Here is an 11,490-nt window from a genome sequence, read left to right on the forward strand (position 1 = left end):
AAGCGCGCCGGAATCCCCCAGCGAGGGGAGAGGGTCAGGGTGGGGGCCTCTTGCTTGTGGGGCCGGCTTCAGCCGGCCTCCTTTCAGAAGTCAGGCTGAAGCCTGACCTACAGAAACCCCCACCCCCGGTGCGCGGAGGAAGGGACGCTCGATTCGACCTGGTGACATCGGACCATGAACACCTTCCGCCTGCGGCCCCATCCGACCACACCCTGCGCTTTCATCGATGCACTCGAAGTCGCGATCGAACGGCAGGCCGATGGCATCGTGCTGTGCCGATACAAAGTGCGCGGAACGATCGGGCGACTGGCGATCCCTGCGACGAGCGCAGCGCCCGCCCGCACCCACGGGCTGTGGCAACACACGTGCTTCGAGATGTTCCTGGATTCGCCCGGGGCGAGCGACTACAGCGAGTTCAACTTCTCTCCCTCCGGCGACTGGGCCGCGTACCGGTTCCGCGCCTACCGCGACGGGATGGCGGACCTCGCCCTGGATCGGCCGCCGCGGATTTCATGCGAGCAGACCGCCCAGTGCTTCGTGCTGAACGCCCGCGTCGACGTCGCCGCGACCGCCGCACACAGAATCGCCCTGTCCGCCGTGCTGAAGGACCGCGACGGCGGAACCTGTTACTGGGCGCTGAATCATCCCGCCGGCAAGCCGGACTTCCATCACGCGGCGGGGTTCGCGCCTATCGCAACGCTTCAATCGGCTGCCACGACACCGCACGACGCAGATGACGCAGCACCGCGAAAGCGGTGATCACCAGTGTCGCCACGATCGCAACGACGATCGGCAATACGATGCCCGTCATCGCATCGAGCCGGTCGACGAAGCCGCCCAGGTAACGCGAGCCCAGCCACCACGCCAGCGGCAATGCGATGAATACGGCGACCAGAAACGGAACCGCGATCTCGCTGCTCGCCTGCCGCATGATCGCCGCATCGCTCGCGCCGTGCAGGCGATGCAGCACGAGTTCCATGCGGCGACGGCGCAGGCTGTCGGCGACCAGCGTGTAGGCGCCCAGCATGGCGACGCCGATGCAAAGGAACGAGAGCGCGCCCAGCAGATGGGTGAATGCGCCTTCCTGGCGATACGCCCAGGCCAGCGTCTGATCCAGCGTCCAGATATCGAAATCGAGCGGCGGTCCGTGCTGGCGCCAGAGTTCGCCGACGGTCTGCGCCAGCGTGGCGGCGTTCGTGCCGTGGATCGTGATGTCCCAGAGCGGCTTGTCGGTCACGATGAAGCCCTTGGGCATGCTCGCCTTGCGGGCCGACTCCATCTTGTAGTCGTTCACGACTGCGACGATGCGTCGTTCCTGCGAGCCCTCCTGAATGAAGTCGCCGCCGCTGCGCAGGATTTCACCGATGGCGCTCTGCGGGCTGTCGAAGCCCAGTGCCCTGGCGGCGCTTTCGTCGATCGCGATGCTGGTCTCGCCGCTGCCCGCACGCGGCGTGCCGGCGAGAACGCGCATCCCCAGGGTGTCGAAGAAGCCCGGCGACACGCTGATCATGCGCAACGCCTGCCGGTGCTGCGTTCGGCTCACGTGCAGTTCGATCCTGCCGTCGACCGGCAGGGCAGGAACGTTGTCGCTCAGGGCAACGTGCAGAACGTCCGGATGATTCGCGAGTGCGCGCTTGAATCCTTCGAGATCGGGAATGCGCTCCGGATTGGTATGAATCGTCAACCACACGCGATTGCGTGTTTCGAAGCCCCGGTCGGCATTCATGAGGTGATATTGCTGAGCAGCCAGGATGAAGGCCATCGCACACAGCACCACGGCGCCGACGAACTGCACTGCGAGCGACGACTGGCGAACGCGGCGTCCCCACGGACCCTCGCTCGCGGTCCGGCCCTGCAGCGCCGGCGCCGGCGGATTGCGCAACGCCCGCCATGCCGGAAACCCGACGACGAGCGGAACGAGCGCCAGCACCGTGATCGCGATGCCGCCCAGGATACTGACGGGCACCGGACTGCCCAATTCATAACCCGGCGGCAGTTGCAGCAACGCTGCGAATGACGGCGCCAGCCACCATGCCAGCAGCAGCGCCAGCACGGCAGCCGATGCGATCAGAATGAATGCCTCCATCGTCCACAGCATGACGAGTTGCGGACCGGCGGCGCCGATGCTGCGCCGGAGCGCCGTCTCGCGCTGACGCTGCAACAGGCTGGCGGTCTGCAGATTCATGCAATTGAACGCTGCCAGCAGCAGCATCAGGACGCTGGCGACCGCCAGCGCCCGCAATACCGTCCAGCGTATTTCCTTGCCCCGGCCTTTGAATGGCAGCTCGCTGAGAGGCAGCGCCCGGAAGAAGGCCGCCTCCCGGTTGTCCTTCCATTCCACAGGAAGCTTCGCGTACAGCGGACTGGCGACGAAGGCCTCGTGTATCCATGCGCCGATCTCTTCTGCGTCCGTCCCCTCGCGCAATTCTGCGAAGACCCACCCGTAGATGTAGGCAGCATAGATTGCTTCCTGACGCTCGCGCGGCACGGACGCGGGCGAGTCGAAGCCGACCATGGCCATGGCGCCGCCGACCCAGGGATTCGGGTTGTAGAGCGGACTGCGCGGATCGGTGTTCGGCAGCACCGCCATGACGGTGAATACGTTGTAGTCGCCCTCCTCGCCGCACCCCTCGATTCTTTTTCCGACAGCCTCGGCGGGTGGCAGATCGCCCCAGAGCGTGCGCACGACATCGACAGAGATGGCAATACCGTCGGGTCGCGCGAGCGCCGCATTCAGATCGCCGTGCGACGGTTTCAGCCCGAGCAACGGCACTACGTCCGGGTCGGCCACCAACAGGTACGCGGGCGAACCGCGGCCTTCGTGGCGGATGTCCATGCCGCTGCCAGCCACCCGGCCGATGCGATCGAGCGGCGCGCCCGATTGCCGGAGCATCGGGCCGAAGGACAGCGGCGAAGCCAGGGACCAGTCGTTCTGCCGATCCGGCTGGTTGCCTTTGAAATCCAGCACGACGACGCGGTCGGGATCCTCGACGGCCGGATCGGGCGCGCTCAACGCAATCATCGTCATGGCCACCAGTGCGCAGGCGGCCAACGCGAGCGCCAATCCACCGACTGCGACGAGTGCGTGGCTGCGCCGGGTTCTCAGGTTCTGCCAGGCGTCGACGAGCAATGTCTTCATGACACGCGGTCCGCGTGTGCATCCACCAGCACGCGACCATCGAGCAGGCGAATGCATCGCGACGCCAGCGCGGCGTGCTCGGCGCTGTGCGTGACGGTGATCAGCGTCGCGCCTTCCTCGTTCAACTCGCGCAGCAACCGCATGACTTCATGCCCGTGCGCGCTGTCAAGATTGCCGGTCGGTTCATCCGCCAGCAGCAGCGCGGGTCGCGCAGCAATGGCGCGCGCGATGGCGACGCGCTGCTGCTGACCGCCGCTCAGCTGACTGGGATGATGCCGCGCACGATGCGACAGGCCGAGTCGTTCGAGCGCCTCGGCCACACGCTGCTTCTGTTTCGCCGCCGGCAGACCGCCGTAGCGCAGCGCGAGCTGGACGTTCTGTTCCACCGTCAGCTCGTCGACCAGGTTGAAGCTCTGGAAAACGAAGCCGATGCGGTCGCGGCGCAGCGCAGCCAGTTCGCGCGGCGATTTGCCGGTGACATCGTGACCGTCGAGCCGCAGCGTGCCCGAGGTCGGCACGTCGAGCAGGCCCACGATGCCGAGCAGCGTGGATTTGCCGCAGCCGGAGGGACCGGTGATCGCCACGTATTCGCCCGCATCGATCTGCAGGTCGATCGAGTCGAGCGCAGTGGTTTCGACTTCGCCGGCCCGGTAGCGCTTGCTCAGTTGCTGCATCTCGATCATGGCAGTGCCAACCTCTCTGCATCGGAAGGGGGTTCGGAAATCAGTACGACCTCGCCGGCCCGCAGGCCGCCGAGCACTTCGACCTGTCCGCTGCCGCGCCGGCCGAGCCGGACCGTGCGGCGACGCAGTCCATCGCCTTCGCGGACGTACAGCGTCGATTGCACGCCGGGTCCATCGGGTATCAGCAGCGCGGGAACGGCATCGCCCATCTGCAACCGGATGTCGACGTTCTGACCGGCGCGCAGTTGTCTCGATGCGGACGGTTCGATCTGCTGCAACACCGCGCGGGCCTTGCCGTCGCGCACGTCGGGCAACACCTGCATGACTTTCAGCGTCCCGAGATTGCTGGTCGCTTCCATGCCGGTGTCGAGGTGCGACAGGTAGTACTCATCGATCTCCGCGACGAACTGCATGCCGCCCGCGGGATCGTCGATGCGGCCGAGCCGGTCGCCCGGGCCGACGCTGGCACCCACGCGAACCTGAAAGCCGGTGAGACGCCCGGCGATGGGCGCATTGCGGTCGAGACGTTCCTGCGCGCGTTCGAGCGCAGCGAGTCCGTATTGCAACTGTTCGACGGCATGCGCCATTTCCCCGATCGACACCTCGCGGATTCGCGCTTCCTCGCGCTGGTCGCGCCGCACCTGTTCGAGCAGTTCCACGGCAGTCTCGCGCCGGAGCTGGATTTCCTCGAAGTCGATGGCCGGGACATAGCCCGACGCGGCGAGTTCTTTCGTTCGCCGGTAGCGCGAATCGGCCGCCTGGTAGTCCGCCTCCAGTTGCAGCAGCACGCGGCGGTTCTGCGCGAGGCTCGCCGCCTGTGCGCTGCGCTCGATGGACACGTTGGCGAGCTGCTGCGCGACCTCGGCGCGGCGCGCCAGCAATTGCTGTTCCATCTCGCCGCTCGACAACCGATATAGCGGATCGCCGGCGGCCACCAGATCGCCGTCCTTCACGAACACCGCCTCCACCCTGCCAGCCTCGATCGCATCGAGCTGAAAAGATCGAACCGGTTCGACACGGGCGCGCAAGGCCACTTCGTCACGGAACTCGCCGAACTTCACTTCCGCCAATCGCGGCGAATCGACGACCCGCGCCGGAACCGGCTGACGCCAGACGAGCAGCGCCACGACGATGGCGAGCACGGCCAGAACGACATGCCTCGAATAACGACGCCAGGCCGGCGGTCGCGGCAACGCCCGGTCCATGGCGGCGCCGCTCACGGCATCCGCGTCCTCGTGCGACGACCACTGCGGTGATTTCAAGGCATGCATGACGCAGACAGATTGGGTCATGCGCAGCGGACAGGCCAAGCCCACCGTTCGTTTCCGGACACCTCGCTGGCATCGCTGGCGCGAACGCTGCCATCATCGCCGCATGGAAGTTGCGGCACTCCCGTCCTCGATTCTCGTCCTGGATGACGATCCCGACATCGGCCTGTCGCTGCAGCTTCTGTTGCAGCGCCGGCTGGCGCCCGTCTTCACCCTTCGCCGCACCGTCGAACTCTACGGTGCACTCGAACGCCTGCGGCCTGCACTGCTGTTGCTGGATCTGAATTTCGCACCGGGCCGGACGGACGGCGAGCAGGGGTTGCGATTGCTCGATGAGATTCGTGCGATGTCTGCGCCGCCAGTCGTCATCGTGCTGACCGCCTACGCCAACATCGAACTTGCGGTGCGCGCGGTGAAGCACGGCGCCTTCGACTTCATCACCAAACCCTGGGACAACGCCCGCCTCCTCCACGTCTGTCGCGAAGCGCTGGACTACGCAAAGCGCACGCAATCCGCGCCGGCGAAACAGACCGACGATCCTTCGCGGGAGACGACGCCGCAACCGCTCGTCGAACAGGAGCGCTCCGCCGTGCTGCGTGCGATGACGGATGCGCAGGGCAACCTCAGCGCGGCAGCGCGGGCGCTGGGCCTGTCGAGGGCCGCGCTCTATCGGCGACTGCAGAAGCATGGCCTCTGACCGGCTCCGGTTCGCAGCGATGTCCCTGCTGTGGTGCGCCGCCGGCGCACTGGGCGCGGGCGCCGGCGATTCTTCGCGAACCTGGGTGGCCGCGGCGGTGCTCGGCGTGGCCGGCGTGATTGCGGGCTGGCCATTGATGCGTGCGCATCGCCCGCTGCCACCCACACCGCCCGAGCCACGACCGGCGCCATTGGATGAACGCATCACCGCGGCCATCCATCTCGAACGCATTCCCGTCGCGCTCTGGCTGTTGCGCGGTGAACAGGCGCCGCAACCGCTGACCAATCGCGCGCGACGCCTTACCGCAGCGGGCGGCCTTCGCGACCCCGATCAGTTCCTGCAGTTGCTGCGCACGCATCCGCCGCACGGCGCAATCACCCTGGACACGGAACGCGGCGCCGAACGCTGGCAGATCCATCGCAACAGCCTCGCCGTCGAAGGCGAAGAACAGATGCTGGTGGCATTGACCCCCATCGAACACGAACTCGAATCCGAATCGATGCGCGCATGGCAGGAACTCGTACAGATCCTGACCCACGAGATCATGAACTCGCTGGCGCCGATCAAGAGCCTCAGCGAAACCGCACTCGAACTGCTGGGCGATTCCGGGGGGAACGCCGATCTGCGTACGGCGCTGGACGCCATCGGTCGCCGCACCGCACACATCTCGGCCTTCGTGAATTCGTATCGACAGATCGGCCAATGGCCGGCGCCCGTAATAACTCCCATCGATCTCGTTTCACTCTTCGCGCGGCTCCGCGCCTCCGTGGAGCCGCGCTGGCTCCATCGCAACGGCGCAGTCGATTTCGACGTCGCCTCACCCGGCGCACGACTCATGGCCGATGAAGGCCAGCTCGAACAGGCGCTGCTCGCGCTGATCCAGAACGCCGAGAACGCAACGGAGAACGAAACGGAACCGCGGCTGTGGATTCAGGCGCGACTGGGACGCGGCGGCCGGATGCTGATCAGCGTGCGCGACAACGGACCGGGCGTTCCGGAAGGACTCGAGCAACAGATATTCCTGCCCTTCTTCACGACTCGCGAAGACGGGCAAGGAATCGGGCTCGCGGTGGCGCGCCGGCTGGTGTACGGAATGGGCGGGCGCGTGCGGTATGTGCGAGGTCTGCAACGGGGAGCGACGTTCCTGTTGACGTTCTGACGGATTGAGCGGGCAGTTATGCATCCAATTGACGACGCACCCGACTGGGCAACCCAGCTTCAGGTCACGTTCGAGAGTGGCGCTTCGGGCCAGTTCGTGGTTCACGGCAATGTGAACGATCGAATGGCGTCGGGCGGCAGACTCGTCAACATCGATCACTATGTTCGCGACGAGGTACTCGAGAGCTTCGATGTCGTGTTCACCTACGATCTCGGCAGCGGTCTCGTCGTGGCGCGCGGTGCAGAGCGGCTTTCTGACTGGGTTCCCTCGGCGCTGCGGAGTTTGCCGCAGGGTCCTCTCGAAGCCGTTCGCTTCGTCAGCAAGTATCTGCGCTACCTGGCCAACATGAGCGCGCTCGATCCGGGCAAAGCGGTGCGCGTCGCCGTGCTGATTCGCTCCGCTGGACAGATCCTTCCGGTGGACGGCGCCGGCTTCGAACACGGTGCGCTCACTGCGATTGTGCGCGAGTGGGGTTCGAGCGATCCATTCGCGCAGCTGCCCTTCACCAGTATTCTGATCACGGACAATCTCAGTGATCTCGAACCGCTCATCGCCTTCGGGCCGCACGTGGCGTCGGTGCAGGTTCCGTTGCCTTCGGTAGCCGAACTGCAGGCCGCCCTGACGGTTCTTCAGCGCAACTACCCGGGAACGATCCCGGAAAGTCCTGATCTGAATGCTCTCGCAGCGTCGATGGTGGGCGTATCGATCCGCACGATCGAGCAGTTGACCAAGGTGCGGACCTACCGGCAGCAGGTGTTGCGGTACGACGAATTCGCTGCCGTGAAAAAGGAGATGGTCGAGCACGACGCGCCGGGCCTCATCGAATTCCTGCAGTCCACGCGGACGCTGGACAACTACCACGGACAGGACGAACTCAAGCGCTGGTTGCGCCAGGACATCAAGCTATGGAGGAGCAATGACCTGCGGGCGTTGCCCATGGGGTATCTGCTTTGCGGACCCGTCGGCACCGGCAAGACGTTTCTGGTCGAATGCCTGGCCGGCGAAGTCGGCGTACCGATCGTCAAGCTGAAGAATTTCCGCGAGAAGTGGATCGGTGCGAGCGAGGGGAATCTCGAAAAGGTTTTCAGCCTCGCTCGCGCGCTGGGCCGTTGCATCGTCTTCATCGACGAGGCTGATCAGACGCTCGGTCGACGCGATTCCGGGACGGGGGACAACGGCCTGTCGGGCAGGCTCTACTCGATGATTGCTCAGGAAATGTCCGAGAGTGCGAATCGCGGCAGAGTGATGTGGGTACTGGCGTCGTCGCGCCCGGATCTGATCGAAGTGGATCTGAAACGCCCGGGACGCCTGGATCTCAAGATTCCGATCCTGCCGACGAGCACGAGAGCGGAAAGCGCCCGCTTGCTCCTGGCGCTGGCGACACGCTACGAACTCGAGGTTGCCGACGACGATCTTGCGCGTATCGATTCGCTGCCGCAGCTACTGACACCCGGCGCAGCCGAAGCGCTTGTCGTGAAGGCCTATCGGCTGGTGCGCACCGAAGGCGTCGCTGCAGGCGAGGCGCTCAGGCGCTGCCTTGCCCGCTACCAGAATCCTGTCCCGCACGATGTGCTGGAAAAGCAGATGCGGCTGGCAGTGCGCGAAGCGACCGACCTTTCCTTTGTTCCCGATGCGCTGCAGTACCTGGCGGACGACGCGCTGAGCGACGCTGACTGAAAGCGCTTCGACGCTCAAGTGTGCGAGCTATGGCTGTGTGGACAGCGAAAGCAGGAAGTCGCCGTTCTCATCTGCTCGCGATTCGACGTGCAGCGTGTCCCGCAGCAGGCGCAGGACGGCGTCGATGTCGCCGGTGCGGAACTCGGCGCTGACCCGGAGCCTGCGCAATCCGTCATCGACGAGCACGAACCGGGTCGTCGTATAGCGCTCGACTTCCTTGAGTGCATCCTCAAGCATTTCGTCGACGAGGATGATTCGCCCACGCTGCCAGGCAAGGCGCCTTTCCATGCTTTCTTTGTCCAGCTTCCCGGGCAATACCCATCCGGGTCCGAGCAACCCGCCTTCAGAAGCATGGAAGGTGTGCGCGCCTGCACTGAACCGCGAGCGCACTTGCGCCGGCGTCAGGGCCGCAGCATCGGCGTTGACCAGCGCTTTGATGCTGCCGCGCACGAGGGTGATCTCGACATCGGTGTCGGAGAGGCGGCGGATATTGAAGCGTCCGCCATCGGGTCCGCATTCGAACTGCCGGCTGCCTGCACGAACCTGGAATGGACGGGCAGGATCCTTCGTCACATCGAAAGTTGCTTCGCCATCGACGAGGGTGACTTCGCGCGATCTGGTTCCGATGTTCGCGAGCACATACGTTGCGGTATTGAGCATGACGCTGCTGCCGTCGCTGAGCCGGAGTACGCGCTGCCCGTGGACGGCCGTGCGATAGGAATCTCCGGCGCCGAAGGGCGTGCGAGAGGCATCTTCGCGCGTCCACAGCACCACGATCGTCACGATGACTCCAAGCCAGACCACCGCCGAAAAGGCGGTAAGCGCGACCTGCCCCAACCAGCGATTGGGCGGCGGTGGCGCCATGTCCACAGGAAAGAGAGTGGCCAGCACTGCCAGGATCTCCGGCCCATGCCAGAGATTGCATCTCGCGATGATCGCATCGCGATGCGGCCGGACCTTGAGCCACTCCCGCAAGGGCGCGACCTCGTCCGGACGCAGGGTGCGCTCCAGTCGTTCGAGCCACGCTTCCGCTTCTTCTGCGGCTCGCAGCTTTCGTTCTTCGCGCAATGTCACGACCACCTCCCTGTCAGGCTGGCGTGCATTGTCAGCCTGAGCCCGCACGGCAGGCAAGGGAGCGGATCATGCGTTGCGATCTGCCATCCGCCAGTGCTGCGTCCTGCTCTGCTCGGGAGATACGCACACTCCACGTTCTCTGGAGAACTATCGACCTATATGGTGCAGATTCAACCGCCACCTTTCTCCGGAGCCAGGGATGCGTGCGCAACGATTTTTGTTCGGGATCGCCCTCATGCTGTTCGCGATTGCCGGCTGCGGAAAGAAAGAATCCACCACTGAACAGGCCGCCGCACCAGGCGCCCCGACGGCCGGTCAGGAAGAGCCTGTCGTCAACGTTTTCAACTGGTCGGATTACATCGACGAAGAGGTGCTGAAGAAGTTCGAACAGGACACCGGCATCAAGGTGCGCTACGACGTCTTCGATTCGAACGAAATACTCGAGACCCGGCTGCTGAGCGGCACTTCCGGCTATGACCTGGTCGTGCCGAGCGCCTACTTCCTCGAACGCCAGATCAAGGCAGGCGTGTTCCGCAAGCTCGACAAATCGCAGCTGCCGAACCTCGCGAACGTGGATCCGGACATCGCGCAGCGCGAGGCCGCGCACGATCCGGACAATGCGCACTCCGTCGTGTACATGTGGGGTACGACCGGCATCGGCTACGACGCGGGAAAGCTGCAGAAGATCATGCCGGACGCGCCGGTCGACAGCTGGCGACTGATCTTCGACCCCGCAGTGATCTCGAAATTCAAGGATTGCGGCGTGTCGATGCTCGACGATCCGACCGACATGATCGGCACCGCGCTGCTGTACCTCGGCAGGAATCCCAACAGCGAATCCGCCGAGGACCTGAAGCTGGCAGAAGACGCGCTGATGAAGATCCGGCCATTCCTGCGCACCATTCACAGCTCGCAATACATCGAGCAGCTTGCGAATGGCGAACTGTGCATCGCCGTGGGCTACAGCGGCGACGTGCTGCAGGCGCGCGATCGTGCCGAGGAGGCCGGCAAGCCGCTCGACATCAGGTATTCGATCCCGAAGGAAGGCGCGCTGATGTGGTTCGACACGCTGGCGATCCCGATCGACGCCGCCCATCCCGGCAACGCGCACAAGCTGATCGACTACCTGCTGCAACCGGAGGTCGCGGCGGCGAACTCGAACTTCGTCAAGTACGCGAATGGCAACGCCGCGGCGACGCCGCTGATCGATGAATCGCTGCGCGCCGACACGAGCATCTACCCGACGCCCGAAGTCACGGCGCGCCTGCAACCGAACCTGACGAAGTCCGCCGACTTCACGCGCTCGCTCAACCGGACCTGGACGCGCTTCGTGACCGGGCGGTGATGCCGACGGCTTCGCAGGGCTTCTAGATTTTCCTGGCGAGCGCCTCGAGCTGCCGCGCCGTCTGCGTCCAGCCCGGCTCGAAGCCCATCTCCTGATGCTGCTTCATCGTTTCCTCGTTCCAGTGACGCGCGACGGCGCGATACCGGGTCTTGCCGTTGCCGAGATCTTCGAAAGTGACTTCGGCGATCATGAAAGGGCCTGACGGCTTGAAGTCCGGCGTCACGGCATCGGTGGTGACGATCTTCCTGTTCGGCACGACCTCCAGGTAGAGGCCGCTGTTGGGATACTCCTGACCGTCCGGCGAAGCCATGACGAAACTCATGCGTCCGCCGGCGCGCGGATCGATGTCGACGCTCTTGATCGTCCACGGCTCGGGAGCGAACCACTTCTGCAGCAGCTTCGGGTCGGTGTAGCAGCGGAAGAGCTTTTCGGCCGGTGCGTCGAGCGT

Annotated in this window: 10 protein-coding genes; 5 read left to right on the forward strand and 5 right to left on the reverse strand. The window is 64.9% G+C overall.

Translation table 11 applies throughout. The features are described 5' to 3' along the window. Positions 1-174 precede the first annotated feature (174 nt). The gene (locus V7D81_RS21590; protein ID WP_324320202.1) at positions 175-759 is read left to right on the forward strand and encodes a DOMON-like domain-containing protein; all 585 of its coding nucleotides are present in this window, start codon (positions 175-177) and stop codon (positions 757-759) included. Here the strand turns inward: V7D81_RS21590 and V7D81_RS21595 are convergent. From V7D81_RS21595 to V7D81_RS21605, 3 genes are read right to left on the reverse strand one after another with little or no spacing between them, the layout of a single operon-like run. Beyond that, positions 689-3,139: an FtsX-like permease family protein gene (locus V7D81_RS21595; RefSeq protein WP_324320204.1), complete on the reverse strand. Its 2,451-nt coding sequence runs from the start codon at positions 3,137-3,139 to the stop codon at positions 689-691. The two genes, V7D81_RS21590 and V7D81_RS21595, sit on opposite strands and share 71 nt — an antisense overlap. Next, positions 3,136-3,822 carry an ABC transporter ATP-binding protein gene (locus V7D81_RS21600; RefSeq protein WP_324320206.1) on the reverse strand — a complete coding sequence of 229 codons (687 nt, stop codon included), beginning with the start codon at positions 3,820-3,822 and terminating at the stop codon, positions 3,136-3,138. The genes V7D81_RS21595 and V7D81_RS21600 overlap by 4 nt, the downstream gene beginning before the upstream one ends. Continuing rightward, the gene (locus V7D81_RS21605; protein WP_324320208.1) at positions 3,819-5,084 is read right to left on the reverse strand and encodes an efflux RND transporter periplasmic adaptor subunit; all 1,266 of its coding nucleotides are present in this window, start codon (positions 5,082-5,084) and stop codon (positions 3,819-3,821) included. The genes V7D81_RS21600 and V7D81_RS21605 overlap by 4 nt, the downstream gene beginning before the upstream one ends. A 7-nt stretch (positions 5,085-5,091) precedes the next feature. On the opposite strand from V7D81_RS21605, the gene V7D81_RS21610 reads away from it, so the two are divergent. The 3 genes from V7D81_RS21610 to V7D81_RS21620 are packed head-to-tail and all read left to right on the forward strand — an operon-like array spanning position 5,092 to position 8,623. Next, on the forward strand, positions 5,092-5,787 hold the full coding sequence (locus V7D81_RS21610) for a response regulator (RefSeq protein ID WP_324320210.1): 696 nt from the start codon (positions 5,092-5,094) through the stop codon (positions 5,785-5,787). A gap of 19 nt (positions 5,788-5,806) precedes the next feature. Next, positions 5,807-6,946 (forward strand): sensor histidine kinase, encoded by a 1,140-nt coding sequence (locus tag V7D81_RS21615; RefSeq protein ID WP_324320212.1) that lies wholly within the window; start codon positions 5,807-5,809, stop codon positions 6,944-6,946. An 18-nt stretch (positions 6,947-6,964) separates the two neighbouring features. After that, complete coding sequence (locus V7D81_RS21620) at positions 6,965-8,623, forward strand: AAA family ATPase (protein ID WP_324320214.1); 1,659 nt, start codon at positions 6,965-6,967, stop codon at positions 8,621-8,623. A gap of 27 nt (positions 8,624-8,650) precedes the next feature. On the opposite strand, the gene V7D81_RS21625 is transcribed toward V7D81_RS21620, so the two are convergent. Next, positions 8,651-9,745 (reverse strand): FecR family protein, encoded by a 1,095-nt coding sequence (locus V7D81_RS21625; RefSeq protein WP_324320220.1) that lies wholly within the window; start codon positions 9,743-9,745, stop codon positions 8,651-8,653. A 187-nt stretch (positions 9,746-9,932) separates the two neighbouring features. Here V7D81_RS21625 and V7D81_RS21630 point away from each other — a divergent pair, with 187 nt between their 5' ends. After that, positions 9,933-11,042 carry a polyamine ABC transporter substrate-binding protein gene (locus V7D81_RS21630; protein WP_324320216.1) on the forward strand — a complete coding sequence of 370 codons (1,110 nt, stop codon included), beginning with the start codon at positions 9,933-9,935 and terminating at the stop codon, positions 11,040-11,042. Between the two features lie 22 nt (positions 11,043-11,064). Here V7D81_RS21630 and V7D81_RS21635 read toward each other — a convergent pair. After that, a partial coding sequence (locus V7D81_RS21635) for an SRPBCC family protein (RefSeq protein ID WP_324320218.1) occupies positions 11,065-11,490 on the reverse strand: 426 nt, incomplete at its 5' end.

Origin of the sequence: Povalibacter sp., from assembly GCF_036735925.1 — a bacterium.
Classification (GTDB): Bacteria; Pseudomonadota; Gammaproteobacteria; order Steroidobacterales; family Steroidobacteraceae; genus Steroidobacter.